Below are 25,061 nucleotides of genomic sequence, written 5' to 3'. Positions count from 1 at the left end.
CAATGACTATCAAGGTAGACGGCAAGACTTATGCGGTAAGCGTAATCAATTCAGCAGGCTCTAGCAATGGCGATTCAGGCTCGACGGTGTTTAGCGGCAACGGTGTAATGATACACTCGACAGGCGGTTCATTCATTGCTGTATACACCCTGAAGGCATCGATAGACACTCCAACAATAGTCAACAACTTTACCTCTGCACTCTCAACAACACAAACATCATCCGTCAATGAGACATCTGCAAACCAGACTTCATCTTCAAACCAAACCTCTACCTCCTCTAACGAAACATCAACTTCAACCACAAACCAGACATCTAGCAACACAACTTCAGCATCTAACGCAACAATTTCAGTGACTGCAGGCTCGACCAATTCCACAATCACTGTAACTGGAGCTGGATTCGCGCCAAACGCTAAGGTAACAACAATGATCAACGGCGACAGCTCATCAGCGACAACAACGACCACAGACAGCGCAGGCTCATTCGACAGCTCACTTCTTATCGACCCCGCTTCGATGGCTGGAACAACGCTAAACATAACGACTACTGAAACAAGTAGCGGAACTACCGCATCAGCCAGCTACGCAGTGCCTTAGGGCACCTTCCTTTCTTTTCTTTTTTTGAGCTAATTATTTTTCAGATACCTGGACGGGCTTGTTCTGCTCTAGCCCAAACTTGAACAGCAATCCTGAGACTATGCCAAGCACGAGCCAAAAGGCTCCCGCCTCCCCTGCAACCGCCGAGCGCCAAGGCACCAGCATCTGCAGTGGGAAAAGAGTGTCGTCATGAGGTATTTCAGGAAAAGCAAAGGACGCGGCCGCTACAATTACAAGATAAAGTGCTCCTGCTCCGAGCCACCTGTCCTTCCTATTAGAGCGCGAAAATAACTTGGCCGACAACACCGCCGCACCGGCTGAAACAAAGGTATAGGCCGCAAGCAATGCATAGTAGGTAGGCGATTTGTCCGGGTCAAATGTGGACTCGGCGTCGGGAGGATATTTCAATGACGGGATCACGCTGATTACGAACCACATTGCAACGGCGCATACGAGAGTCACCTTGAGCTGCTCTGCGGGCCGGATGCGTTGTACGTAAAGATAGGTAAGCGACAGCAAAGCTCCCATTCCGATACCCGCGGCTACTGGAAACAATGTGTTGTTGAACAACTTGATCGACGCAAGGAGCGCATTGAACTCATCCTCGTCAAAGGCTCCCTGGTCCTGAAGGTCGCCGGCCCACTGATCGGCAAGGTTCGAGCCGTATGGGACAAGGATCGTCGAGTTCATTATGGCTACAAGAGCCCCTGCGATAAGACCGGCAAGAGCCCCAAGACCGATGGTCATTGCCAGCTGGAGCCGCGAGGGGCTCAAAGCTCGTCTTCTAGCTCCTCAAAAGCCGCAGCCTTTGAAATCTCGTGCAGCCTCATGGCAGCCACCCTTGAGTACTCCCGGGCACTAATGACGCCTTTTTCATCGAGCATTTCCACAAGTGCTGTCAGCCTGGCGCTCAACTCTTCGACGCTCGAGAGTTCTTTGCCAGTAACCTGCTTTGGAAGGCGTAGGTCATCACCGTCAGCGCCGTGCGACCGGCCGCTTTTTGATTCCCTCACACTTTTGCGACTTCCCGCCCTTTTACGCATATTTCCCACTGGGATTCAGCCGCCGGATTCAAGTGCGAGTGTAATTAATCAATCGGAATATTCTAGTCAGTGGAAAAATATTTTTCCATGATATCCGGCATGCGCATCTTGCGGGCGTTCGCATAAACCTCGGGGTGATTCTCGCTTAGGTGCCTGAGGGCAAAGCGAACGGAGGAACCGCATAGCTTGCATTTTGCCTTGCCAAACATGACTACTTCCCTTTCAACTGCCCAACCAGAGTGCGTACCTTTTCGACAATCGTGTCGTGAGGCGCCGCCCTCTCTATTGAAACAAGCAGGATTGTCTCTTCGGCAATCGGAAAGGTGGCAAACTTGATCTTTTCCCTTTCCGAGAATGCGTACAGTACGCGCCCAAACACTGGGTCAAAGTCGTGCCGCATGGCGCTTCGCAATGCAAAGTCAAGGTAGACGCGCTGCGCGTCCTCGTCCTGCTCGAGTGCCGTTACGCCTTTGCGCATGCCTCCTGCCTCAAGCTTGCCCATTTTGCCAATGACTCCGGCAAACCGGACGGCGGCATCGATCTCAAAGATGCTTCTGCATAATCGCTCGTAATCTGCCGTACGCCCTTCGGGAGGCAAAGTTAAACGCATTTGTCGCGCGACTCTATAATAGAGTTTACTTCATTTTTGGAAAATCGTAAAGCTCGGCATGCGCACAGCGCAGGCACTTTCTTGGCTCCGCTGTCGAAATGTATGAAACGTAAAAGCACTTGGAGCATCGAAGCCGCACAAGCTCGGAGGCGAGCATGTAGCTATTCTGGTCTGACTTTTCGACCACGCCCAGCCGGGCCAGACTGTCAAATGCCGGGAGCTGCAGGGCGAACAGTGACTCTGGCGAGAAGCCCTTGTACCTCAGGTATGTCCTTGACATTTCGGAAGCGATGTCTTCGGGAGAATAGATCCGCCTGCCTAGTTTTCCTTGCCTGAACAGGTAATCGCGCAGATACCATTCAGTCTCCAAACCTGGAACTGACAATGCCCGGATATTGCTCTGCGGCGGTCCAATAACAGTGTGACTACTAGACCGTTCGCCTCCTCGGGTAAAGCTTGATATGAACACGTGAGTTCAAGTTCACTCCGTGGAACTTGCCCTCAAGAGCATGAAGAAATGGACTGTCAACGGCACTTCGAGGATAAAACCGGCCAAAGAAACGCTCGAAAAGGTGGTTCCGCTTTCCAGAAAGATTGGTGTCACCCGGCTTGCAGATATTACTGGAATGGACGTTCTTGGAATTCCAAACTACTCTGCAGTTCTTCCAGGCACTGAGGATTACATCTGGGTGTACAGCGGCAAGGGCCCCACACGAGAGCATGCAATGGCAAGCGCGCTCATGGAGAGCATCGAGAGGTTCTGCTCGCTCCCAAGTGGCGGACCCCGCAATTTCATACGAGCAAGCTACGGAGAGCTGTCAAAGACACACGATGTAATTCACCCCGATGAATTTGTCGAGCCGATGAGTTTTGAGTACCGCGATGACATGGTCACAGACTTTATCGAGGCAATCGATTTGAACGCGCTGGTCGACGGAAAGGCACACAGGCCGGTAATGGTGCCCGCGTCAATCGCCCTCTTCCGATATTCTCCAGCCCCGCCAGCCGTCAATCCATTCGCCTATTTTCACACAAATGGCTTGGCATCGGGAAATGTCATCGAAGAAGCTATCTGCCATTCGCTTTGCGAGGTTATCGAGCGCGACGCGATAAGCCTCGCGGAACTCAGGGCAAGCGCAATACCCTACCACTTCCTTCGGTCAGTCTCCGGAGCGCTGAGTTCTGCCGGCTTCTCATTGCGCGCAATCAGGCCAGAAGTTTTCGTCGACGATCCGTCGATGTTCCCTGACGTAGATATCTCGGATCTAGACTTTGGGCCGGTGGTATCGCTTGCGGAAAAATTCAGGGCGGCGGGAATACCGTTGATTATCAAGGAAATTACCTCTGACATCGGCATACCGACCTTCAATGCGGCGTCCGTAGAGTGGATAAGCCACGACTACGGATACCTGGCGGAGGGGCACGGGACGCACCCTGACGCGCGGATCGCGCTTCTCAGGGCAATTACCGAAGTTGCGCAGACCCGCGCAGCGAACATTCAGGGGGCAAGGGACGACCTCAGGAAGATAAAATACCAGTCGCCAGATGGCTCCGCCGACTCGAGGTCAGACGACCGGCGCGCGTGGCAGTTCATGAAGTCCACTCATGTCAAAAAGTTTTCAGATGTTGCGAGCTTTTTCAATGAAGACATTCTTGATGACATTCGGCTAATACTAACTCGATTAAAGGCAGCCGGACTTGGCAAGGTCGCCATAGTTGATCTCACAAACCCGCAGCTCGGCATTCCAGTAGTAAGAGCGCTGGTCCCCGGCCTTGAAACTTTCAAGATTACCAAATCTGTGATGGGAAATCGCGCAAGGGCGTGCTTTAGAAAATGGCAAAACGCAGGGCGATAATATTCCTCGGGCCCAGCCTGGGCCACGAACAGGCGCGCAAGTTGCTACCGGATGCCGAGTACAGGCCGCCAGCAAGGAAGGGCGACCTTCTTGCGTTGTCTGCCGCACGGCGCGCCTCAAGAGAGGAGGAAGTGGTGGTGGGACTTGTAGACGGAGTGTTTCTCCTTGATTACCCTCCGACTCCAATCGAAGTCTACCAGCTTGCAGTCCAGCCAAATACCGTCCTTGCCGGTGCCGCCAGCCTTGGAGCTCTGCGCGCGGTAGAGCTTGAAAAATTCGGGATGCTTGGGATTGGCCGGATTTTCAGGCTCTTCAAATCGGGGAGACTGGACGCCGACGACGAGGTGGCAGTGACGTTTACCGAGAACGACCACAGGCTGCTGTCAGAGGCAATGGTCGACATACGGTACAACCTGATCCTGGCGCTGAAAAAGGGCGTCATTGACAAAAAGACAATGCGCGCAATCGGCCGGACGGCAAAACGGATTTACTTTCCGCATAGAAATTATTCGCATATTCTCGACGAGGCGAGAAGGCAGCATCCGTCCCTCGCTCCCGGCTTCGATGACTTTGAAAAATACATCACGAGCAACCGAACCAGCCTGAAGGCTCGAGATGCGGCGGAGCTGCTAGAGTTCGTAAAGGGCAGACTCGAGGCCTAGTGCAAACGGCTGCAATCTGTGACTGCCAGTCAGCTTCCCTGCGCAAGGGAACTGTTAACGTCGCTTACCAGCTTGGCAATCGACACAGGCTTTTTGACAAATGACCGAACGTCAATGGTGGGAAACAGCTTCCGAAACTCGTCATAATAGATTTCAAACGCTGTCAGAAATATCACCTTGACGTTGCCATCTTTTTTGCGGAGTTCGCGGTAAAGGTCGAACCCGTTTAGTTTTGGCATTCTAATGTCTATTATCATCAAGTCAAACATGCCCGGCTTGAAATTCTTGAGAGCCGATTCCGGGTCAGTAAAGGTCTCAACGGAAAAGCCGCTCCTCTGCAGCCCGCGCTTGAGAGTCTCGGTGATGTCAGGCTCGTCGTCCACCACAGCGATCCTGCTCATCTCTCAGCTATCCATAAGGGCTGTATTTTAATCCAATGGTATCCGCACTGGTAGTCTTAATTAACCAGCCAAATCGCTTGTCATTGAGGCTATTGAAGATATACACGAAGACGGGCGACAAGGGCGAGACCGGCCTTATCGGAGGACAGAGGACCAGCAAGGCAGATCCGCGAATTATCGCCTATGGCGCGGTAGACGAATTAAACTCGCATATCGGCGCCGCGATAGCATCCCTGTCGCAACTGGGAAGCGTATTCTCCGATGTGACGTCCGCCCTCGTCGAGATCCAGAACAACCTTTTTGTAGTCGGGTCAGACCTCGCTAACCCGGATCCTCTGTCTGGCAAGAGCACTGATGGGCCAGCCGCATTACCGAGAACGTCCAGCCAAATGACGACAAACCTTGAGAACAAAATCGATGCGTTCGAGTCGGAGCTGAAGCCTATTACATTCTTCATACTGCCGGGCGGAAGCGCGCCGGCCGCCTCGCTGCATGTATGCCGCAGCATTGCCCGAAGGGCCGAAACCTGTGCGGTGCAACTGTCAAATGCCCAGAAGATAAACCCTGAAGTTGTGGTTTACCTCAACCGCCTCTCCGACTTTTTGTTCGTGGCTGCTCGAATAACAAACAAACGCCTGGGCGTAAAAGATGTCGCCTGGAGAAAGTAGTAATTCGACCATTATCGAATAAATGCTTGCTGCAATTGCCTTAGCATACTAATGTTAAAATCCTTGGTTTTCAAAGCGTGTACTGACAACGGAGCATGGGCCAATTCAAGAACGTCATGTTGCTGGTTCTTATAACAGCCGGAATGGCAGTTATCACGGCGCTCCTGGCATTTGCCTTTGACTCGGTGCCGACGCTCCGGGCCAGTGCTTCTTCATTCGGGAATTCGTCAGGAGCCCTTGTCTGGGTTCGATCAGCTTTAATTCAGGCAAGCACTGCCTTGCTTCATGGCTGAAAGCAAAACCGAAGGACCGACATGCCCGTACTGCGGCTCGCGGTTCAAGGACAACGAGGAACTATCAAGACACATTGATAGAATCCACCAGGGTTCTGGCCTTCTTGAAGGCGACTCGACTAAATGGTGAGCAAGGCAAAGAGTCAGGATAAAAGCGAAAATACAACTGAACGTCTGGCAGGTTTTTTCAAGCATGCGATCGCGCTAAAGTCAGTAAAGCGCTCAGGCTGGATTTCAAAGGTGAATGTAAAAGAGGCAGAATCCGTTGCCGACCACTCGTACAGCATGTGCATGGCCGGCATGGTTCTTGCAGACCTTCAAGGTCTTGACGCAGAGAAGGCCATGCGAATGATACTATTGCACGACCTGCCAGAGTCTGTAACTGGCGATCTGATGCCCGGCGAGGTTAGCAAGCCTCAAAAGGCCGCTGCTGAAAACAGGGCAATGACCGAGATACTTTCCCTTTTGCCAGAGCCGCTCAAGGCCAGGTATGCTGCCATCTGGAATGAGTATGCCGAGGCAAAGACCGAGCTGGCCCGCTTTGTGCATAGGATTGACAAGCTCGAAATGGGACTCCAAGCCAGAGAGTATGAAAAGCAGGGGTACGACAGGCTTGCACTTGAGGAATTTCACCGGTCCGCGCTGGACGCGGTTGCCGGTCCTTCTGCGACAGACCCCATGACAGGAATACTAAGGTCTTTAAGTCGTGCAGGGGAAAAAGGCTAGAGTCGGGATAATGCAGTATTTCGTAGCTCTTAAAGTCGGCGAAAAACGCGTCAAGGCGGCGCAGGAACTCTTGACAAGGTACGCCGGTCACGCAATGCCCGCCCTGGCCCTCAAAGATAACAGGGACAACCAGTGGGAGCCTGTAGGGGAGGAAAATCTGTTCGCACTGACAAAGGAATCAAACGGCTACATGATTGCAATATGCGACAGTAAGGGAATTGCCAAGTCCCTCGCCCAGTGGTTCACGGAAGACACAAAAAACGAGATAGTCGCAAGGCTCAAGTCCGAACAAAACATGGCTGAATATTTCGGCAAACTTTTCCTTCCAGTCTGACCTTGCCAACCATGGTCCAGTACATTAACCTGAAATAGACTTATTTTACTGGCTGGCTGCATTTTGCCTGACTTGGCCGGGTCGGGCTTTGAGCAGGAGATCGAGGTACGCGGACACCTGATTGATTCCATGATACTTACTAGAATATTTGACAACATCATGGACCTGAAGGGAAACTTTGAGGTACTTGAATTCAAGGTGGGCACTAGAAAAAGTGACGCAAGCTACGCCCGGCTCCTGGTAAAGGCAAAAAGCAAGCAGCACCTTGACGAGATCCTCGAGTCAGCATTCAGGGAAGGGGCTCAGCCCATTTCTGTCCAGCAGGTGGAACTTGAGGCAGCCTCCAAGGACATGGTCATGCCCGACAACTTTTACAGCACGACTAACAACGCAACCCAGATTTTTTACGCCAATCAATGGATTGACGTTGATAACATGATGATGGACAAGTGCATAGTAGTCGATACGCGCGCAAAAAAGGCGGAGTGCCGGATGGTCAGGGACATAAAGAAAGGCGACAAAATTATCGTGGGTGAGAGGGGGGTCAGGATCATTCCCCAGGAGAGGCCAAGGGAAGGAGTCGACATTTTTCAATTCATGAGCAGCACCAGCTCAAGTGAGCGCCCTACACAGCAAATAGCCCGCAAGGTGGCCGGTGACATTGTTGAAACAAAGAGACAAGGCGGCAAGATAATCGTAGTATCCGGGCCGGTCGTCGTGCATTCGGGTGCCTCCGAGGCGCTGGCTAGAATGATACGGATGGGTTATGTTGACGGTTTGCTCGCAGGAAACGCTCTCGCGGTGCATGACGTTGAAAACGCACTGCTTGGGACTTCACTTGGCATGCACGTAAGTGACGGCACACTCGCAGTCAGGGGGCACCGCAACCACATGCAGGCCATAAACGAGGTGTTCAAGGCCGGCTCGCTCAAGGCCATGGTGGATCAGAAAATCCTCAAGCGCGGAGTCATTTTCGAGTGCATTGCCCACAACGTCCCCTTTGTTCTTGCAGGGTCTCTGCGTGATGACGGCCCGCTGCCGGATGTGGTCACGGACGTGGTAGAAGCCCAGAGGAAATACAAGCAGGTGTTAAAAGGGGCCAGAATGGTTCTGATGCTCTCAAGTATGCTCCACTCGATAGCTGTTGGCAACATGCTTCCTGCCTCAGTCAAGGTGGTGGCAGTCGACATAAGCCAGCCTGTCGTAACCAAGCTCCTCGACAGGGGCACAACGCAGGCTATAGGCATTGTCACTGACGTTGGGGCGTTTTTGCCGATTGTTGTGGATGAGCTCGAACGGGTTGCAAAAAAGGCTGGTGGCGAAGATGGGCGAAAATGATTGGTCCCAGTGGCTCGACTTTACCAGGGAGCAAATCGGGCAGGTGCCGGAGCTTCCCGGCGTCTTTATCTCTCACGCCAGTATGAAGATCCTCAAAATAGGTGGAGCCTCCAACCTTCGTATCGAGCTTGGAAGGCTGCTTGACGACGCCTGCTGCAACAAGTCAAAGAGGTTCAAGTATTTGCTGACCGAGTCTTTTGAGAGCGAAAGTGAAAGACTTGTCCGCGAGTACGCAGAAAAGCACGCCGGCAAGCTTCCAGAGTGCATGCAATAGAGCTAGCTGCCAATAGCCTTTAGCTTGTTGCTGATTATTTCAAGAGCAGTCCGCGGGTCCGCCCTGCCCTTTGTCGCCTGCATCACCTTGCCAAGCAGGTAGTTGGAGGCGTTGGGATTTTTTGACGCGTCACGGACAGCCGCTGCCTCGGCGGCAAACACAGAGTCAATAGCCTTCTCCAGTTCGTCTTTGTTGTCAATTTTGCCAGCCTGCATTTTTTTGGCAAGTGCAGAAGGCATTTCGCCCGTCTTGACCACCTGGGCGAGAATCTGCTTCGCAGTCGCCCTGTTTACTGTATTGCCGGAAACGAGCTTGGCAAGGTCTGCGATGTGCTCCGGGCGCGCCTTGATGGTGGCAAATGACATTCCCGAGTCTCCTTCTGGATTCTCTCCTACCGCCTTATCGTCGACAAAGCCCATGAGGTCGGTGACTATCCAGTTTGCGATTTCCTTTGGTCCAGACGGATATTCCCTTACCGCCAGCTCAAAGTAGTCCGCGAGCTCTTTTCTCTCAATCAGGACCTGCGAGACGTGCTCGGAAAGGCCGAGCTCGGAAATGAACCTCTGCTTCCTTGCATCGGGAAGCTCCGGCATCGAGGTCCGGATGGACGCAACAAAACCGCTTCCAAGCGCCACTGCCGGGATGTCCGGCTCGGGGAAGTACCTGTAGTCCTGCTCCTCTTCCTTTGACCTTGATGCCTTGGTGACCTTGCGGGTATCATCCCAGTGCCTTGTCTCTGCCTCGACTTCGATTCCACGGGCTACCATGGTCCGCTGCCTGGCGATTTCAAACTCGAGCGCCTTTTTTACGTCCGCAAACGAGCTGACGTTCTTGATTTCGACGCGGTTTCCGCCGGCGATAGACACATTGGCGTCGCAACGCACCGCGCCTTCAAGAGTGGTGTCGCAAATACCAAGATGCTCGACGGTAGATGCTATTTTGTCCAGAAATAGCCGGGTTTCCTTTGGGTCGGAAAAATCCGGCTCCGTGACAATCTCAATCAGGGCAACTCCCGCCCTGTTGTAGTCAATGAGCGCATAGTGGCTCTTTTCCATGCTACCTGCCTCGTAAACAAGCCTGCCCGGGTCTTCCTCAAGCTGTACTCTCCTTAGTCTTACCTTCCTGCCCGCGGAACCGTACGCAACCTCGCCGTCATAGCCGATGCTGCTGACACCGTAGGCATTGTATTGGGTGAGCTGGAAATTCTTGGGAAGGTCTGGGTAAAAGTAATTCTTGCGGTAAAACCAGATCGACTCGGGCACTTTACAGCCAAGCGCGACGCAGGCCATCCCTGCGAGCTCGACTGCGCGCCTGTTGAGCCTTGGAAGGGAGCCGGGCAGGCCGCAGCAAACAGGACAGGTATTTGAGTTTGGTTCCTTGGCCCTGTAGCTGCAGCTGCAGGGACAGAAGAGCTTGCTTGCGAGGCCAGTTAGCTGGCAGTGTATCTCAAGTCCAATCTTGGCCTGTAGTGCAGACATTAGATTTCCGGGCTCCTTGGAATGTCGTGGGCATGCCTTGACTCAAATTGCATGGCGGCATCGAGCATTGTCTTTTCGCAACCGTGAGCGGCAATTATCTGCAGGCCAACGGGGAGGCCGGCGACAAATCCTGCTGGCACGGATACCGCTGGAGTCCCAGCAAGGTTGGCGACCACCGTGTCAACGTCCACAAGGTACATTTTCAGAGGGTCGTCAATCTTCTCCCCTGCTTTGAACGGCAAAATCGGCATCGTCGGTCCAATCAGGATGTCATGTTGCTTGAAGAGCGACGCAAGTTCTGCGCGCAGCAGGTTCCGCACCCGCTGCGCCTTGACATAATAGCGCCCGTAATAGCCCGACGAGAGCACGTAAGAGCCCAGGATAATCCTGCGCTTGACCTCGGAGCCAAACTCGCTTCTTGCCTTGGCAATGTACGAGTTCCACTCAAAACCCTCGGGGTTCAGGTCATAGCCGTACCTGAGGTTGTCAAAGCGAGCGAGGTTGCTGCTGGCCTCGGCCATTGCGATGGTATAGTATGAGGCAAGAGTGTATTTGGCAGACTCTAAAGAGACCTCAGAGCATCTTGAACCAGTCTCTGCAAATGAGTCATATGCAGTGTATATTATCTTGGCAACGCTTTCGTCCGCGCCTTCGATAAATTCTTTGACAAGCCCGACGCGCAGTTTGCTCTCGGCAGTAGCGGAATCCCCGCCCGAAGCCACTTTGCCTTCTATGGTCGTCTGGTCCTTTTCGTCAGTGCCGCAAATAACATCAAACACTGCCGAAACGTCGGAGACGCTTCTGGCAAACGGGCCTATTTGCTCAAGGCTGTTTGCATACGATATCAGACCGTATCTGCTGACTACCCCATAAGTGGGCTTCATGCCGACTACAGAGCAAAAACTAGCAGGACACCTTACGGAGCCTCCAGTGTCAGAGCCCAGCGACGCTGCGCATTCTAGTGCCGCAACACTGGCAGCGCTCCCGCCAGAAGAGCCGCCTGGCACCCTGCTGATGTCCCACGGGTTTCGGCTTGGGCCATGCCTGCTAAACTCTGTTGTAGAGCCCATTGCAAACTCGTCGAGGTTTGCCTTTCCAATCACAATCGCCCCCGCTTCCTCGAGCTTTTCGACCGCCGTGGCGCTGTAGGGGGGAATAAACGAATCGAGCATCTTTGAGGAACAGGTTGTCCTGATACCTTTTGTGCAGATATTGTCCTTTATGCTAACAGCCACGCCTGCCAGAGGTCCGCCTCGGGCCCCGTCTCGTATTTTCTTGTCAAGTGCCCTTGCCGACTCGAGCGCTTCTTTTCCGCTGACTGTGATTAGCGCGTTTATCTTGGGTTCGACGAGCTGAATCCTCTCAAGGATCTGGCTGATATACTCTTCTGCTGAAAATTCGCGGCTTGCTACACCCGACGCGACATCGTGCACCCCAAGGGCATACAGGCGTCTGCTGCCCGACATTTTCAAGCCATCCTGGGACCGACAACGTACCCGTCCTTGCGGTATTTTGTCCCAAGCGGGCAGGGGCCGAATTCCTCATTCTTGTCGGTTCGCAGGTCGCTGTACTGTATCGTTCCTGAAATGCCCGTGGATGTGTCGGCCCCATCAAGTTTCAGGGCATCGAGGGTGTCCAAATACTGAATGACCTGCTCTATCTGGGTAGCATAGGTTTCGAGCTCCGCGTCAGAAAGCTCGATGCGCGACAGCCATCCAAGATGCTTGAGTTCGTCCTTTGTAACCATGGATCTCTTCATCACCTAAGGTGCGAGCCTGTCGATGTCTCTTGGATAAAAAGTCGCGTCCCTGATGTTCTCTATTTTTGCTATTACCATAAGCAGCCTTTCAAGCCCAAGGCCGAACCCTGCGTGCGGGGGCACCCCGTAATCGAAAACCCGGAGGTGGTAGTCGAACGCATCAATCTTCATGCCCTGCTTTGACATCCGCTCTACAAGCATGTCGCGTGAGTTAATCCTCGTACTGCCTGAAGATAGTTCAAGCGGGCCGTACATCAGGTCAAAGGATTCACAGGTCCTTCCTTCGTCGGCAACGCGAGGCTTGACATAAAACGGCTTTGTCGAGGTGGGCCAGTCCACGATAAAGTAAAATCCTGACAATCGCTCGTCTTGGAGGTTCTTCATGGACGCGGGCGAAATGTCATCTCCCCACTTTATGCGCTCGCCGCTCTCCTGCAGTTTTTCAATAAGATCAGAATACGAGTACCTGGGGAATGGAAGCTCGACTCTTGGCAGCTGGAGCTCCATGAATCTGATATCCTCCGAGTTCTTTTCCTTGACAGACTCGACTATTGCGGTTATCATCCGCTCTAGCAGCGCCATCACGTCGTTATAGTCGACAAACGCCCTTTCAACGTCAATTGAGGTTGCCTCCGAAAGGTGCCTGTTAGTCCTCGAAGGCTCTGCCCTGAAAATCGGGCCTATCTCAAAGACGCTCTCAAAGGCCATGGTGAGCTGTTCCTTGTACAACTGCGGGCTCTGCGCAAGGTATGCTTCCCTGTTGTAGTAAAAGATCGGAAAGAGCGCCGCGCCTCCCTCTGTGGCGGTGGCAATCATTTTAGGCGTGCTGACTTCAACAAACCGCTGTCTGGCCAGCAGCTCCCTTATCGTGTTTATTACAGTCTGCCGTATGCGAAAAACGCATCCAAGGTAAGTTCTGCGCAGGTCGACCGCCCTCAGGTCAAGCCGGGTGTCAATGCCAACCTGAGACGTCTTGCCCTGAACCATAAAAGGAGCTGCTTTTCTTGCAATGGAAAACGCCCTAAGCTCAGTGGGAATAACCTCGACGCCGTTTGGAGCCTTCTCCTGGATTCTGAGTTTGCCCTTGACGCCGATGGAGCTGTGCTCCTTAATTTCCTTGAAAAGTGCAAATAGTTCGCCTCCAACGTCGCCCCTCTTGGCGGTTATCTGTATTTCGCCAAGGCTGTCTTTCAAAATGACGAACCTGATGTTGCCGTGGTCCCGAACGCTTGAAACCCAGCCCATAACTACGACCTCAGTTGCAGCCTGCTCGGCGACTGAGGGATTTATCTCTGAGGAGTAATGGGTTCTCCTCCAGTGTCCAAGGTCCTGTTCTGACAGCAAACCGCTCAATGAAATTGGAGCGTGATGATATCTGAGAGGTTATTAACCTACCCTCACGGGCAGGCCGGCGGCAAATTCACGCAAAATCGCATCTAGAAATGACTGCACGCCCTCGCTTGGTATAATCCCTGTGACAAAGTGGGGCCGACCGCCGCCCTTGCCGGAACCGGCAGAGTGCTGTCTAAACAGCTGGTTCAGATTGACTTTGTCAGATACACGTTCACTGATGGCCAGTACAATTCTTGCACTGTCACCGCTTTCGTTTGCAATGCATACCAGCGTAGGACTACCTTTGGAGCTAATCTTTTCTCCCGCAAACTCGATTATTCTGTCATCGCTGAGATGAGAGACTAGTGTGCAGTATGCCTCAACTTTTTCACCAGTACCTTGGCCCAAAATTTTCATTGGAATCTCTTCCAAGCTTATTGTCGATATGGAGTTTAGCCTTGATTTGCAGGCTTCCAGCTCGGACTTTATCTTTTTTGTCGTGGGTTCAATAGTATTTGGGCTGGCGCCAAGATCTCTACAAATCCAATGAAATTTGGCAGAAATCTCTATTGCCGCATCACGGGCCTCCTTTCCTATCACAAAATCGACTTCAAATTCGCTACCGCTCTTCGAGATCCGGCTGACGAGAAAGAAATCACATTCTGTCAGATTATTGGCATGGTTCATGTTACATGCCGCTACGTCATGCCCTTCGATACGCACCACCCTGACGCTCCCTGAAATTCTGTCCTCGTTGGCCCGAAGCCCCGGATTAGCCGCTCTTGCCTCTTCAAGTGAGTCGTAGACTCGAGTAGTTACCGCTCTGCCTTCCAAAATGACAGAATTTGTAATTCTTTCAGCCTCTACAACTTTGTCAAGTTCTAGGCTCGGAATTACAATATGCGCAGTCGTTACCCCGTCTGGTTTGTGCTCTACCTTTCTCACCTGAAGGGTTTGGCCAAGCACTCGCTGAAGACTGCCAATAAAAGCATGTTCTGCAGTATGCGCAATTCTCTGCTCCAATCGACCATTTCTCTGGCTGCTGACAATAAATAGCAAAGGGGTGGGATGATAGGATTTTAAAATCGGCATATTGACCAGTCATGTAGTAGGAGAATGGCGCGAAAAAAGTCGCAGGCATCGTCTGCCAAAAAGAGAAAGGCCAGATCGTTTTCACAAAAAGACGCTCGAGGGCAGTGCATCGCTACGCTCGGTTCACACTGCGCGCTTCAGGTGCTCAAAGGCGCCAAGGACGAGGGCTTCAAAACAATGCTTATCTCCGAGTCCAGACGACTTGGACTTTACCGCCGATTTGGTTTTATCGATGAGATTTTGGAGGTTGGATCTCTCTCAGACGCGTTTCGGGACGAACAGATAAACGCTAGGTTGGAAAAAGCTCACGCGGTACTAATTCCCCACGGCACTCTAATCTCGCAGCTGGCAATGGACGAGATAGAGGGAATAAAGACGCCGATTTTTGGCAACAAGTGGATCCTGCGCTGGGAGGCTGACAGGGCCATGAAGGAGAAGTTGATGGTTGAGGCTGGTCTTCGCACGCCGCGCTCAATCGCTTCAAAGGATGAAATAGACGGTCTGTGCATCGTAAAACTCCACGGAGCGGCAGGCGGACGTGGCTACTATCTTGCATGGAACCGCGAAACTTTTGAGGAGGGAGCACGCAGGCTCGAAAAGCAGGGCGCGATTACTGGCGAGCAGGACCTCTACATTCAGGAATTTGTGCGCGGTGTCACGGTCTATCTGCAGTACTTCTACTCTCCGGTAACCGGTGAGCTTGAGCTGCTGGGTCTGGACAGGCGGTATGAGTCCGACATCGACGGCATCGGGAGGATCCCCGCAAAGCAGCAGCTGGGAGTACAAATTGAGCCGTCGTACAACGTCATTGGAAATTTCCCTCTCGTGCTCAGAGAGTCGCTTCTTGAAGAAGTCTACAAGATGGGTGAGAACTTTGTGAGCGCTGCGGAGCGTCTGGTGCCGCCGGGCATGCCGGGACCTTTCTGCCTTGAAGGGGTCTATGACAGCGAGGGGAAATTCACTACTTTTGAGTTCTCGGCAAGAATAGTCGCCGGCACGAATCTGTACGTGGACGGCTCGCCGTACTCAAGCCTGCTATACGACGAACCCATGAGCATGGGCAGGCGCATTGCGCGGGAAATAAAGATCGCAAGGTCAAAAGGAACGCTCGACAAGGTTCTCACCTGAGCTCTGCCCCTACACTTTTTTCTTAAGTACTGCTTGTCTGCGTGTTGCAATCCATGTGACAAGCAGTCCCGCTGCCAGTGAGGATGCCGCTGCACTTACAACCACAAAAGCAGATGTAGTAATGTACAGCATTGCGGGGTATGCCAACCACGAAACTACCATTGCGACAGCGGCGACGGTGACTGCTAATACTAGCCATTTTGCAGGGCATCGCTTCTGGGAGATTTTGACCACGGCTGCTCCTGCAGGCCACAGATATGCTGCGCCTATCATTGCACTGGCCAGCGCACCTGCGACCATCGTGCCTGCCTCACCTCCCAGCAGATAGTGCGCCTTTTCTGAAAGGGTGAGAATTCCAAGCAAAGGATAGACTAGCGTCCTTACGCTTGCCTGCATCCAAGGTTGCTGCCGCTCATAGTCGGCAACCTGCGGGCTGAACGAGTAATAAACAGAGTTAAATGAGCTCATAAATGCCGCACCAGTTTCAGATTTCATTACGAACTGGTCTCTAAAATTGCGGAGGTACTGGACCTGTGGAGTGAGTTCGGAGCCAAAGGCCGCTGTGGCGATAAGACATCCTGACGGCTGTCCTCCTGATGTGCCGGAGCTACTTGAGGATGTTCCATTCCCCTTTTGCACTATGAGGTTAAGCCCTGCGCTTTCTCCTCCTCCGTTTATGTTGGAGGCTGCAAGCCTGTAGACGCCCTCTTTTGGAAATGTATATTGTTGAGTGTAAAGGCCGAGGCCTGACGAGAGCGGTGTTTTGAATACTTCCGTCCCGTTTTGGGTAAGTACAAAGTCAAAGTTGGCGTTTGTTGTATCGCCTGTCTTCGGGTCTAGCATGTCCATAGAGAACGTGGTTTGAACACCCGACTGGATTATTGCAGGTCCCCAGGAAAGTTCAAAGACATAGTCGCCTCTAGGCGTTGACTGAATCTGTACAGGAAACTTAGGCTTGCCTGTTAGAGGTGTCAGCACCACGTGCAGCACGTTCGTCTCTGACTTGATTCTCTCAGAGAGCAGGTCAAGTGTTGGCCTTGACAGCACTACATGTACAATTCTAAGCTGCGGGATACTAAAGTCGTCTATTAGCAGCGAGCGTTGGGGAACGACAACTCCATTCACGGTGCCCTGATAGCTATTTGCCTGAAGCTCAGCCACTGACTTTGGGAATTCCACTTCAAGGTGCACGAGTTGTGTGGATTGAGCGTACTGCGAACGCCAATCAAATGGCATCACAATTGATAGGCTGTTGTTCTCGCTGTTTGAGAGATACTTTAAATCCGTAACCTGGTCGTTAAATGACCTAATCTTAAAGTCCGCCGGTCCGGACAAAGTCTTGACGCCGTTAAAGTCATACTCTTGGCTCACGTTAATGTAAATGTCAAACTTTTGATCATCGCTCAAGGCAAGGCCTTGGCTTCCCTTCTCAAGAGTGACTATGAAGTGGTACGCACCTCCAGTTGATAGTATTTTACTTCGAATTTCCACTGGGTTGGACTGGCTTACAGGGATTTGGTCTGTTGGTGAGTGGGTTTGACCGTTTACTTGCCAACCATTGATCTGCGAGTCAAGTATGAGCTTCGCGGCAATTATGCCGTCCGCAGAAGCAAACCTCTGATCAAGAAGCGTGGCGTTACCCAGCATGACCTGCAGCCTGTAATTGAGCTTTGATATGGTGGTATTTGCGTTATTGCCGCTAGCTGTTTGGAAGGTTCTCACCGTCATGGTGTTAGTCGAGGAGGGACTGGCCGGAAGATATGACGGGTCAAGCGAAACCTCAGTGGTTACCTGCGCCTTGTTTATGGTAACCGGACTCGATTTGACGGTCGCCACACCCTGGGCAAATGAATTTGACAAAATTGATGTGAAAAGCAGGCTTGAAACCACAACAATTGCAAGGCAAGACCTGAGAAGTTTATCGTGCATCTTCTCAGACAAATGATTGAACCAAAAATAAAGATTTGGCCGCCTAGCGCTGCGAGGTGCTATGAGATTACACGCCTATAGTACCCTGCTAATACTTTTCGAGTGATGCAAATTATCACTACGGGTCACGAAATGCAGAAAGGGATATTTGTCGTGTTCGTGGGCAAGAAAAAAAGGCTTGCCCAGTAGAGACTACGACTGGGTGGAGTTTGTCATCTCCGACACTACGCCGAGGGATGCTTTTGTCACAGTCCCATACACCGGACCGGAGCCAAAGTGGTTGTTTACCTTGTCAGGACCTATCCACATTCCAATCAGCTTTTGATTGAATATCTTGATAGTTATTGGAACATCCTTGACCGGTCCACCCGGCATTGTCACTGTAGCTGTGCCGTTCAGGACCGTTGAACCATCCGACCCTGTGGTTGGCTGTCCTGCCATTTTAAATGCATATACGAGGTGCTTGTGCATTGCTGTGCCATCCGGCTTTATCATTTCAAATCGAGCATACAGCTGTTCTGTCTGTCCCCCGGTACTGTTCTTTATGCCTCGCAGAAGCCAGACGCCAGATTGAATCCATGCAGGCTTGCCAGTGGTATTGTCAAGTTGTACACTTGAGATTTGACCAACCATTCTCTGAGCCATAATACTGGTAACGTTAGCTGCAGAGGTTGAAGTTGTGGTGTTTGCAGAAGCGGTAGTGGTTGCGTTACTGTTAGTTGAGTTGGTGCTCGTCATATTAGCGCCAGAGTTACTCGTGGCCTGATTGCCCGGCGTACTTGTACTACTTGTCAGATTAGAACCAGAGGTGGCAGAACTGTTTGACGAAGTGCCACTACCAGTACCAGACGTTGTACTGTTCAGCGTTTGGGCAGCTGCTGTCAGCCCGTTACTAATGCTGCCCGATGCCAGCGTGCCGGCAACGAGGAAGGCAACGACTAATGCGGAAATTGTTGCCAAAGCGTAGACCTTGTGAGTCTTGGAACTTTTCATGTCGGCGTTAAAGCGCGGTTATGTTAAATGCATTGTTAAAGGGCGTTCTAGGTCCTTCGCATAGAACATCTGAATTTTGGATGGTCTTTTGGGTGCGTCAGAATAATGCTCAAACTCGACAAACAAAAAGTCCCCGTTCTTCAAGAGTGGTTCCTCAATTCACTCTTGCCTCCAGCGAATGCTTGATTGAACCTTATGGATTTGTAATCCGGACTTGGCAGAATCAGTTTGAAAAACTCTTACTATGCTATCTTGCTTTGCAGTAAGGAAAGTCTGTATGTCCTCGCTTTCTAGCGCTCTTCGCGATAAAGTAGGACTAACTGATAGTCTAGGATTTCACATTACATCTCGGGCTTTTTCCAGATAAAATGTCACATATTCTACCTTCCTTACACTCTTGACAAATATTCGATCCCGTATTATTGACAAGAAATCGGTATCTTCCAGGAAGATCTCGGAATAGATTTGCTGTTTCACTTCTTGATCTTCCATAATTCTCTACGGAAGAATCTTCCATTCTTGCGTTAGTGGTTGGGAAGATCTTCCATTCCTGAGTACCTTTGGATCATACAAGAATATGATCTTCCAATAGCTCCGGTTGTGAGGATGGCGCTTAGCAGGAAGCGATGCCATCTGGAAAACTGTAGGAATTCACTTTGTGAAACCAAAAGCATCTGTAGCACTATGCAATTGTGGATCCACTGCCTAACTGGCAGCCCAACTAGTGTACCATAAGGCCTAGGCCTTGAAGCGCTGGCTATGGCCCTAGGCCTTCCAAAGCGACCAAAGTGCCAAGTGACACTTTGCTGGCCTTTGCAGACTGCCGACGCCCTATGCCTACCTTGGACTTTCAGCTGCCATCATGGCTATTGTATACAATGTAAGAAGGTGATTGTATCAGCCAAGCCTACAGTCTTGTCCACAGACCGGCCTTAGCGGTCAAAGACTCGCCTGATTTTAATGGCTAGTATACATACAATGAGAATGAAAGGGTGATGCTATCACCCAAGACTAGGGTTTTGCACACAGTTTTGCGGGTTTGCGGCGTATTACCCCGCCCCCCATGCTCAATACAGCAGGGTAGCAGACCCCTTCTTCTGCTAGAGAACACGCTGTATTTTCGATAGGACCACGGGTAATAGTGCTATGGGCTTGGCGCAGGGCGGGCTGTCAAGGCCGCAAAACTGTGTGGAGAACTGGCATGGCAAGAAAGTATGGCGGGGCATACCGGCTAATCGAAGTGGATGCATATACAGCTGGCAGCTGGAACGCCTTGCCAATAGCAAGATGCATGGCCCTAAGGCAGTTCATTTTCAGACAGCGGTTGTGTTGTTACAAAAGTGGTTCTACCAATAATAGGAGGATACCGCGGCACTATTTCATCTTGTCATGTTCGGGCCCGGGGCTCTTGCTACATCTGATTTTGTCTTTTTAGATTTCAATTCTCGTCCTGCATTCCAACCAATGGAAGCTTTTCGAGTTAGTTATGCCCTTCCAGTTATTTCTCGTCTTCCCGTTGGAAGATTACTTGTGGAAGGAATATTCTGGAGAACCTTAACTTGTACTTCCCGGTGGAAGAAGTTGCCCGACTTTAGAGGCCCTACTTGGAAGGAAGATTCCATCAAGGCATGGCATGTTCATCGCCGCATAAAATCTACGTTTTACGGGGTTGCTTCACATTTCAAATTTTCAGCAGTAATAGTCCTGTAATTTGCCTTTTTAGATGCTTATTAGTGCTCACAAGAATATAGTAAAAAAGCTAGACTAAAGACAGCTTTTTTAGTCAAATTTATAAAATGTTTAATTTGTGCGCTTGAACGTGACAAGAAAAAATATTCCCGATGACACGAAACAGGGGATGTACGAAATGATCAAAGCGGGCGCTTCTGTTTCTGAAATTTCAGATAGATACCAGGTGCCACGCGAAGTAGTGTATAAGGCTCGTTACAATGTGAAGAATTTTGGACAGAACGGCAATGATCGTGTGGCTGCGTCAAGTAACGCAAAAGTAGTAGCGGATAACGCGGGTAATCAAAAGTATCTGAACACGAGCCCGGAGTCTAAGGAAAACGCCAAATCGTTGAGCCCCCGAAAAAATGGTGTAGGCAAGTTTGACAGTGATCCGCGCAAGACTCCCAACGATGAGCTAAGGGAATTAAGGTCAAAAGTCTATCGCCTAATTGAAATGAAGAGGACTGACATGCAAATTGCAACTGAACTGGGCCTATCTGCAGCAGAATTGGGGGCAATTAAAGCCGATTATCTGACTATATCTGAGAGATATGCCCTGGCAAAACTGTATGAATCTGATGACGTAGATATTCATTCGCTATATGCTATTGATCAAAAATTGAAGGAGGCAAAAATGATACCTTCACTTGCTGCAAAAACGATAGCGAATGTCAAACTAGTCGATTACACTGACCAGAAACTTGAGGAGAAGACCAAGCAAGATGAGGCACTTGACCGCGAGATCGCATTCAAAGCAAGCAAGGTTGAGCAGTACGAGAGGCGTGAGAAAGAGCTCGAGTTCGACGTTGGTGCTCTTGAAAACAAAGCAGATAGGATCAAGCATGAAGTCGTTGACCTGAAAGAACAAGAGAATATCGCAAGACAGGGGCTGGCCAACGTCCAAGAACAGATCGCAGTTGAGCGTAAGGTTGAGGCTGAGCTGCGCCAGTCAAATAAAGCAAATATGCAGGTCATTATGGCGCGATTTGAAGACCAGATTAACGAGCCCGAAGTCCTTCGATTAGTAATTACGGAGTTAAAATCTTTCATACAGGATCCCGAAACTAAGGAAATCATGGAAAATTCCAGATTGGATAAAGATATCAAAGAAATTCCTGAGGATGAAAAGATTGCAGTCACAAATGAGAGGCTCGAGCTGGCATACCTGCTTGGCAGGTTCGTCGCAACCCTATTTGACCGGGCTTTCACCCCGACAAGGTCAATCGCAGCTACTGGCGCGATAATTGCTAACAATTGATCGAATTTGCAACTTTTCAAGACCCGCAAACGGGTCCCTTGGCTGCGATAGATTCCACGTATTAGAATTCGATGCTCGGTTTGCAGAAAACCAGGTTGCAAGACCAGTGTCGCTCAACCGTGGACTGGTCATTTCACAAGCGTGATCTCTAGCCAGTTAACGGCAGCATCGCGGAGAACTTTTACAATTGTGATTGCTGATATCTCATTACTCAACGCTTTTATATGATCCATTTAGTAACGACCTATGAATAATCTCATAGAAAAGATTTCTAGCTTTCCAGCTGCCGAACGATCATCGCGTTATCTAAAGTTGGCGGTCCTTGGGCTATCCGTTGCTTGCGTTCTAGCTGTTGGTATTATCCCAAACCGCACTCTTGAAGCAGCAGCCAGTTCCTGCGCCGCGCAACCAATTGCAAGTGTAACGGCCAGCGGATACGGATATCCAAACACGCCACAGAATTCAATAGATGGGAACCTAGCGACGCGTTGGTCCAACGAAGGCATAGGTTCCTGGATCCAGCTTCAGCTCAAATCACCTGTCACAGTGTGTCAGGTAAAGGTCGCATGGTACAAGGGCAATTTGCGCTCGACTCACTTTACAGTAGGGCTATCTAAAGACGGAAGTGCGCTTACAACCGGCTATAGTGGCTGGAGCAGCGGTTCTTCAACTGCCCTTGAAACTTACAATGTCGCTTCCGTTGTCAATACACAATACGTCCGCATAACTGGTCTTGGGACCACAACTGATGACTGGGCATCAATAACCGAAATCCAAATTTTTGGAAATTCTGCCTTGCCTAGCGTCACTATAACTTCGCCTTCAGATGGCTTTCAGTTTACAGCAGGCACCGTAAAACTTGCCGGCAGCGCGACGGCAGGATCTGCAGCCCTTTCCAAGGTTGAAGTGAAAATTGATGGAGATATCAGCAGTTACAAACTTGCTACTCCAAAGGCGCCTGGCGACTGGTCTACGTGGAGCATAAACTACAACCTGCCAATCGGCAGCCACGCATTAACTGCCCGGGTGACAGACACCGCTGGAGTGCAGTCCTGGGACGCCGTGACCCTGATGGGGTTAGGCACAAACACCGGCGCCATCACCACTGGTAATTCATACTATGATGCATATGACTCCAATATCCTTACATCTGTCCAGAAGTACGGATTTCCCGATCCCATGTTAATTAAGGCACAGATGTATCTCGAATCTGACTTTATAGAATTTGACGCTTCGACAGACATACCCTGCAGCCTTCCTTCGGGCTGGGCAACTTCCGAGGGACACTCCTACGGATTGATGCAAATCACACCCGCGTGCAACGTATATGACTTTAGCAGCGCTGGATTGCTCCTCTCAAACGGCCATCCAAATCTTGTAAAGGATACAACTTCGTCTCTATGGTCGAATTCTATCTACAACCCAAACAAGAACATAGATTTCGCCACTGCCTCAATGATGACAGAGTACACTAACATGAAGGCGAATTTCGGAGGATGCACCGCGACCCAGTATGAGGAAATGGCGCTGTCAAGCTATAATTCGGGCTCAGATTCAGTACTTGGCTGCGGAGCGTATAATTCTAGGGGCCAGTCTTACGTTGACAAGGTCGCCGCTGACTACAACGAGCTAGCCGCACTTGCGGGCATTTCAACTAGATTGTGAGATGCCGGCTCCTGAGACTGTTGCGCGAGTCAGATACGGGATCCCTAAGTAAAAGGAATTTACGATACGATCACCACTTATCTGGACTCTGGATGTCAAACTGAAATTCGCCATCCATTATCGTTTTATTTAATTCGCTTCTGTAGCAGACTCTTCCCGAAAATTACTACCGATTCCAGTCTATCTTCTCTCCGGAAACCGAGAGCTGAAATTCTACAAGTCCCAGAATTTATGGCAATTCTATCGTTTACCGTCAAGCGCTCATCAATCACTATATAACATGAATTCGACTGTCTGAAAAATGAAAAAATCTTACCTAATATTGTCTGTACTTCTTCTGGTGGCCCTTGTTGCGCCGTTTGGCACTCCTTCGACCGCTATCAACAGGGCCGCGGCAATAACGCAAGCGGCCGATATCCTTCTTCCAAATATATCGATCACCAGTCCGGTGGCCGGGGTCCAACTAATGGGTGCCACGCTGGTTGTCAAAGGGACGGCAAATGATTCTGGAAGCGGTGTAAGTCGCGTAGAGGTCCGGCTCAATCAAAGTGCATATCGCCTTGCCACCCCAAAGTCTGCGGGTGACTGGTCTACCTGGAGTATTACTTTTGATTTGAGTACTGTGGAGCTGGGGGCATACAAGGTTTTAGCTAGAGTCACTGACAATGCGGGCAACCAGAATTGGTCTGAAGTCTATGTCTTCTATTCCCTCTACGATAACTTCTCATCTACATATACGCTAACACCAACGTACACAAGTCCAAATGGCAAGTGGTATGGAGTCTGGAATGGCGCGGGATCGTTTGGCGCCGCTCAATATGGAGGGAAAAATGTATTCTATGAGAATACCAGCCCCGTAACTACTAGCTCTAATTCCCAATCAGCGCTCACACTTTCGACGCAAACATTCAAGAATTTTGAACTGTCGCTTGACGTTAGTACAAACAAGCAAACACGGCTCAACAGCCCTCCAAACAACTGGGAGGTAGCCTGGATATTCTGGCATTACAATGACAACACGCACTTCAAGTACTTTCTCGTAAAGACCGATGGTTCTGAAACCGGCAAGTACGACGGAGGTGTCAACCCGACAGACCAGAAAATCTTGTATACGTCAACAAGTCCAAAGGCCACGATAGGCGGAGGAATGCACTGGGACATTTATGTGCGAGGAAGCCATGTGGTCATTCAGGTCAACGGTGTAACAGTGTTTAACTATTACGATTCATCGACGTACAACAGTGGGACCATCGGACTTTATGCAGAGGATTCGCAGGTGACTTTCAGTAACGTAAACATCCTCCCGCTCTAAGGCATGAAATGCTCATCCCCGCAGTGGTCACAGGGATTCCGCGAAGGTCCTTACAGCTTGCTCCGCAAGTCTACTGTAGACGCGCGTTGCTCCACAATGAGTGCCAAGTGCGACGGTGGCAAAAAGCAAATAGCTATTCGATAACTAGCCTCTTCCGCGTAGCTAGCTACCAAACCTGCTGACGAGGTGAGTCTCACGCTCATAGCCGAAGGCTGGTCTTTACTAGTGATTTATGGTGTGTAGTCTCGTTTTGACAACTTATAATGGGAGCCATTGCTACTAATCGCGGTTACTAGAATGTCTAGGCAAAAGACACTAGTCATAGGCATTTTGGCTGCCGTTGTAATTGCCGCAGCGCTTATGGTCAATGCAGGAGTCCGGCAGACAACTATGACATCCAGCTCACCTGTCAAAACAAACATGACTGGAAAGAGTAGTTCTAACGAAACCGGCGCGATAATCCAGCCGCCCCAGCCCCAACCAAAAGGGCTCCGAATTGCTTTTGTTAGACAGAACTTTACTTATGCCGCTTACCAACTTGGTAGCTTTTACAATTTTTATAACAAATATGACAGTTTGT

Annotated in this window: 28 protein-coding genes; 15 read left to right on the top strand and 13 right to left on the bottom strand. The window is 50.7% G+C overall.

Annotated elements, in window-relative coordinates:
* A partial coding sequence (locus tag ABI361_12660) for a hypothetical protein (protein ID MEO9321511.1) occupies positions 1-599 on the top strand: 599 nt, incomplete at its 5' end.
* Positions 600-632: 33 nt separating this feature from the next.
* Here ABI361_12660 and ABI361_12655 read toward each other — a convergent pair.
* From ABI361_12655 to ABI361_12635, 5 genes are all read right to left on the bottom strand, one after another.
* Positions 633-1,373, bottom strand: a complete 741-nt coding sequence (locus ABI361_12655) for a CbtA family protein (protein ID MEO9321510.1) — start codon at positions 1,371-1,373, stop codon at positions 633-635.
* On the bottom strand, positions 1,370-1,612 hold the full coding sequence (locus ABI361_12650) for a hypothetical protein (protein MEO9321509.1): 243 nt from the start codon (positions 1,610-1,612) through the stop codon (positions 1,370-1,372). The genes ABI361_12655 and ABI361_12650 overlap by 4 nt, the downstream gene beginning before the upstream one ends.
* Positions 1,613-1,704: 92 nt before the next feature.
* Positions 1,705-1,851 carry a hypothetical protein gene (locus ABI361_12645; protein ID MEO9321508.1) on the bottom strand — a complete coding sequence of 49 codons (147 nt, stop codon included), beginning with the start codon at positions 1,849-1,851 and terminating at the stop codon, positions 1,705-1,707.
* Between the two features lie 2 nt (positions 1,852-1,853).
* The gene (locus ABI361_12640) at positions 1,854-2,240 is read right to left on the bottom strand and encodes a DUF6659 family protein (GenBank protein ID MEO9321507.1); all 387 of its coding nucleotides are present in this window, start codon (positions 2,238-2,240) and stop codon (positions 1,854-1,856) included.
* Between the two features lie 37 nt (positions 2,241-2,277).
* Complete coding sequence (locus ABI361_12635; protein ID MEO9321506.1) at positions 2,278-2,637, bottom strand: hypothetical protein; 360 nt, start codon at positions 2,635-2,637, stop codon at positions 2,278-2,280.
* A gap of 103 nt (positions 2,638-2,740) precedes the next feature.
* Here ABI361_12635 and ABI361_12630 point away from each other — a divergent pair, with 103 nt between their 5' ends.
* Positions 2,741-4,108, top strand: coding sequence for a YcaO-like family protein (locus tag ABI361_12630; protein ID MEO9321505.1), 1,368 nt, complete (start codon positions 2,741-2,743; stop codon positions 4,106-4,108).
* Positions 4,087-4,770, top strand: a complete 684-nt coding sequence (locus tag ABI361_12625) for a TfuA-like protein (protein ID MEO9321504.1) — start codon at positions 4,087-4,089, stop codon at positions 4,768-4,770. Before ABI361_12630 ends, ABI361_12625 begins: the two co-directional genes overlap by 22 nt.
* Positions 4,771-4,799: 29 nt before the next feature.
* On the opposite strand, the gene ABI361_12620 is transcribed toward ABI361_12625, so the two are convergent.
* Entirely contained in the window at positions 4,800-5,171 is a 372-nt protein-coding gene (locus tag ABI361_12620) for a response regulator (protein ID MEO9321503.1), read from the bottom strand.
* Between the two features lie 92 nt (positions 5,172-5,263).
* Between ABI361_12620 and ABI361_12615 the strand changes: the two genes are divergently transcribed.
* The 7 genes from ABI361_12615 to ABI361_12585 all read left to right on the top strand — a co-directional run bounded on the left by ABI361_12615 (position 5,264) and on the right by ABI361_12585 (position 8,804).
* On the top strand, positions 5,264-5,839 hold the full coding sequence (locus tag ABI361_12615) for a cob(I)yrinic acid a,c-diamide adenosyltransferase (protein ID MEO9321502.1): 576 nt from the start codon (positions 5,264-5,266) through the stop codon (positions 5,837-5,839).
* A 95-nt stretch (positions 5,840-5,934) separates the two neighbouring features.
* The gene (locus ABI361_12610) at positions 5,935-6,132 is read left to right on the top strand and encodes a hypothetical protein (protein MEO9321501.1); all 198 of its coding nucleotides are present in this window, start codon (positions 5,935-5,937) and stop codon (positions 6,130-6,132) included.
* Positions 6,125-6,262: a C2H2-type zinc finger protein gene (locus tag ABI361_12605; GenBank protein ID MEO9321500.1), complete on the top strand. Its 138-nt coding sequence runs from the start codon at positions 6,125-6,127 to the stop codon at positions 6,260-6,262. The genes ABI361_12610 and ABI361_12605 overlap by 8 nt, the downstream gene beginning before the upstream one ends.
* The gene (locus ABI361_12600; GenBank protein ID MEO9321499.1) at positions 6,256-6,858 is read left to right on the top strand and encodes an HD domain-containing protein; all 603 of its coding nucleotides are present in this window, start codon (positions 6,256-6,258) and stop codon (positions 6,856-6,858) included. Before ABI361_12605 ends, ABI361_12600 begins: the two co-directional genes overlap by 7 nt.
* Complete coding sequence (locus ABI361_12595; GenBank protein MEO9321498.1) at positions 6,839-7,192, top strand: hypothetical protein; 354 nt, start codon at positions 6,839-6,841, stop codon at positions 7,190-7,192. Before ABI361_12600 ends, ABI361_12595 begins: the two co-directional genes overlap by 20 nt.
* Positions 7,193-7,264: 72 nt before the next feature.
* The gene (locus tag ABI361_12590) at positions 7,265-8,530 is read left to right on the top strand and encodes a TIGR00300 family protein (GenBank protein ID MEO9321497.1); all 1,266 of its coding nucleotides are present in this window, start codon (positions 7,265-7,267) and stop codon (positions 8,528-8,530) included.
* Positions 8,517-8,804, top strand: a complete 288-nt coding sequence (locus ABI361_12585) for a hypothetical protein (protein ID MEO9321496.1) — start codon at positions 8,517-8,519, stop codon at positions 8,802-8,804. The genes ABI361_12590 and ABI361_12585 overlap by 14 nt, the downstream gene beginning before the upstream one ends.
* Positions 8,805-8,806: 2 nt before the next feature.
* Here the strand turns inward: ABI361_12585 and gatB are convergent, their stop codons facing one another.
* Genes gatB through ABI361_12560 form a run of 5 tightly spaced genes read right to left on the bottom strand, consistent with a single transcriptional unit; the run spans position 8,807 to position 14,396 of the window.
* Positions 8,807-10,282 (bottom strand): Asp-tRNA(Asn)/Glu-tRNA(Gln) amidotransferase subunit GatB, encoded by a 1,476-nt coding sequence (gatB, locus tag ABI361_12580; protein ID MEO9321495.1) that lies wholly within the window; start codon positions 10,280-10,282, stop codon positions 8,807-8,809.
* On the bottom strand, positions 10,282-11,748 hold the full coding sequence (gatA, locus tag ABI361_12575; protein MEO9321494.1) for an Asp-tRNA(Asn)/Glu-tRNA(Gln) amidotransferase subunit GatA: 1,467 nt from the start codon (positions 11,746-11,748) through the stop codon (positions 10,282-10,284). The genes gatB and gatA overlap by 1 nt, the downstream gene beginning before the upstream one ends.
* Positions 11,749-11,750: 2 nt before the next feature.
* Positions 11,751-12,041: an aspartyl/glutamyl-tRNA amidotransferase subunit C gene (locus ABI361_12570; GenBank protein ID MEO9321493.1), complete on the bottom strand. Its 291-nt coding sequence runs from the start codon at positions 12,039-12,041 to the stop codon at positions 11,751-11,753.
* Between the two features lie 3 nt (positions 12,042-12,044).
* The gene (gene aspS, locus ABI361_12565; GenBank protein MEO9321492.1) at positions 12,045-13,394 is read right to left on the bottom strand and encodes an aspartate--tRNA(Asn) ligase; all 1,350 of its coding nucleotides are present in this window, start codon (positions 13,392-13,394) and stop codon (positions 12,045-12,047) included.
* Positions 13,395-13,427: 33 nt separating this feature from the next.
* On the bottom strand, positions 13,428-14,396 hold the full coding sequence (locus ABI361_12560; GenBank protein MEO9321491.1) for a DHHA1 domain-containing protein: 969 nt from the start codon (positions 14,394-14,396) through the stop codon (positions 13,428-13,430).
* Positions 14,397-14,489: 93 nt separating this feature from the next.
* On the opposite strand from ABI361_12560, the gene ABI361_12555 reads away from it, so the two are divergent.
* Positions 14,490-15,593, top strand: coding sequence for a formate--phosphoribosylaminoimidazolecarboxamide ligase (locus ABI361_12555; GenBank protein MEO9321490.1), 1,104 nt, complete (start codon positions 14,490-14,492; stop codon positions 15,591-15,593).
* A gap of 9 nt (positions 15,594-15,602) precedes the next feature.
* Here the strand turns inward: ABI361_12555 and ABI361_12550 are convergent, their stop codons facing one another.
* Positions 15,603-17,522, bottom strand: coding sequence for a CFI-box-CTERM domain-containing protein (locus ABI361_12550; protein MEO9321489.1), 1,920 nt, complete (start codon positions 17,520-17,522; stop codon positions 15,603-15,605).
* Positions 17,523-17,714: 192 nt separating this feature from the next.
* Entirely contained in the window at positions 17,715-18,515 is an 801-nt protein-coding gene (locus ABI361_12545) for a hypothetical protein (protein MEO9321488.1), read from the bottom strand.
* 1,819 nt (positions 18,516-20,334) lie between these two features.
* Between ABI361_12545 and ABI361_12540 the strand changes: the two genes are divergently transcribed.
* From ABI361_12540 to ABI361_12525, 4 genes are all read left to right on the top strand, one after another.
* Positions 20,335-21,504: a hypothetical protein gene (locus ABI361_12540; GenBank protein ID MEO9321487.1), complete on the top strand. Its 1,170-nt coding sequence runs from the start codon at positions 20,335-20,337 to the stop codon at positions 21,502-21,504.
* A gap of 246 nt (positions 21,505-21,750) precedes the next feature.
* Positions 21,751-23,169 carry a discoidin domain-containing protein gene (locus tag ABI361_12535; GenBank protein MEO9321486.1) on the top strand — a complete coding sequence of 473 codons (1,419 nt, stop codon included), beginning with the start codon at positions 21,751-21,753 and terminating at the stop codon, positions 23,167-23,169.
* A gap of 301 nt (positions 23,170-23,470) precedes the next feature.
* Positions 23,471-24,481: a family 16 glycoside hydrolase gene (locus ABI361_12530; protein ID MEO9321485.1), complete on the top strand. Its 1,011-nt coding sequence runs from the start codon at positions 23,471-23,473 to the stop codon at positions 24,479-24,481.
* A 297-nt stretch (positions 24,482-24,778) separates the two neighbouring features.
* On the top strand, positions 24,779-25,061 hold a 283-nt coding region (locus ABI361_12525), incomplete at its 3' end, for a hypothetical protein (protein ID MEO9321484.1).

Source organism: Nitrososphaera sp. (assembly GCA_039938515.1).
Classification (GTDB): Archaea; Thermoproteota; Nitrososphaeria; order Nitrososphaerales; family Nitrososphaeraceae; genus Nitrososphaera.
The sequence above is the reverse complement of the archived record's forward strand: the minus strand, read 5'-3'. Positions and strand labels throughout refer to the sequence as shown.

What these genes read in the sequence shown, in the direction of transcription:
- ABI361_12550 (MEO9321489.1), bottom strand. Translation starts at nt 17,522, where the DNA reads ATGCACGATAAACTTCTCAGGTCTTGCCTTGCAATTGTTGTGGTTTCA.
- ABI361_12605 (MEO9321500.1), top strand. Translation starts at nt 6,125, where the DNA reads ATGGCTGAAAGCAAAACCGAAGGACCGACATGCCCGTACTGCGGCTCG.
- ABI361_12610 (MEO9321501.1), top strand. Translation starts at nt 5,935, where the DNA reads ATGGGCCAATTCAAGAACGTCATGTTGCTGGTTCTTATAACAGCCGGA.
- ABI361_12645 (MEO9321508.1), bottom strand. Translation starts at nt 1,851, where the DNA reads ATGTTTGGCAAGGCAAAATGCAAGCTATGCGGTTCCTCCGTTCGCTTT.
- gatB (MEO9321495.1), bottom strand. Translation starts at nt 10,282, where the DNA reads ATGTCTGCACTACAGGCCAAGATTGGACTTGAGATACACTGCCAGCTA.
- ABI361_12585 (MEO9321496.1), top strand. Translation starts at nt 8,517, where the DNA reads ATGGGCGAAAATGATTGGTCCCAGTGGCTCGACTTTACCAGGGAGCAA.
- ABI361_12555 (MEO9321490.1), top strand. Translation starts at nt 14,490, where the DNA reads ATGGCGCGAAAAAAGTCGCAGGCATCGTCTGCCAAAAAGAGAAAGGCC.
- ABI361_12570 (MEO9321493.1), bottom strand. Translation starts at nt 12,041, where the DNA reads ATGAAGAGATCCATGGTTACAAAGGACGAACTCAAGCATCTTGGATGG.
- ABI361_12600 (MEO9321499.1), top strand. Translation starts at nt 6,256, where the DNA reads ATGGTGAGCAAGGCAAAGAGTCAGGATAAAAGCGAAAATACAACTGAA.
- gatA (MEO9321494.1), bottom strand. Translation starts at nt 11,748, where the DNA reads ATGTCGGGCAGCAGACGCCTGTATGCCCTTGGGGTGCACGATGTCGCG.
- ABI361_12620 (MEO9321503.1), bottom strand. Translation starts at nt 5,171, where the DNA reads ATGAGCAGGATCGCTGTGGTGGACGACGAGCCTGACATCACCGAGACT.
- ABI361_12545 (MEO9321488.1), bottom strand. Translation starts at nt 18,515, where the DNA reads ATGAAAAGTTCCAAGACTCACAAGGTCTACGCTTTGGCAACAATTTCC.
- ABI361_12530 (MEO9321485.1), top strand. Translation starts at nt 23,471, where the DNA reads ATGAAAAAATCTTACCTAATATTGTCTGTACTTCTTCTGGTGGCCCTT.
- ABI361_12535 (MEO9321486.1), top strand. Translation starts at nt 21,751, where the DNA reads ATGAATAATCTCATAGAAAAGATTTCTAGCTTTCCAGCTGCCGAACGA.
- ABI361_12625 (MEO9321504.1), top strand. Translation starts at nt 4,087, where the DNA reads ATGGCAAAACGCAGGGCGATAATATTCCTCGGGCCCAGCCTGGGCCAC.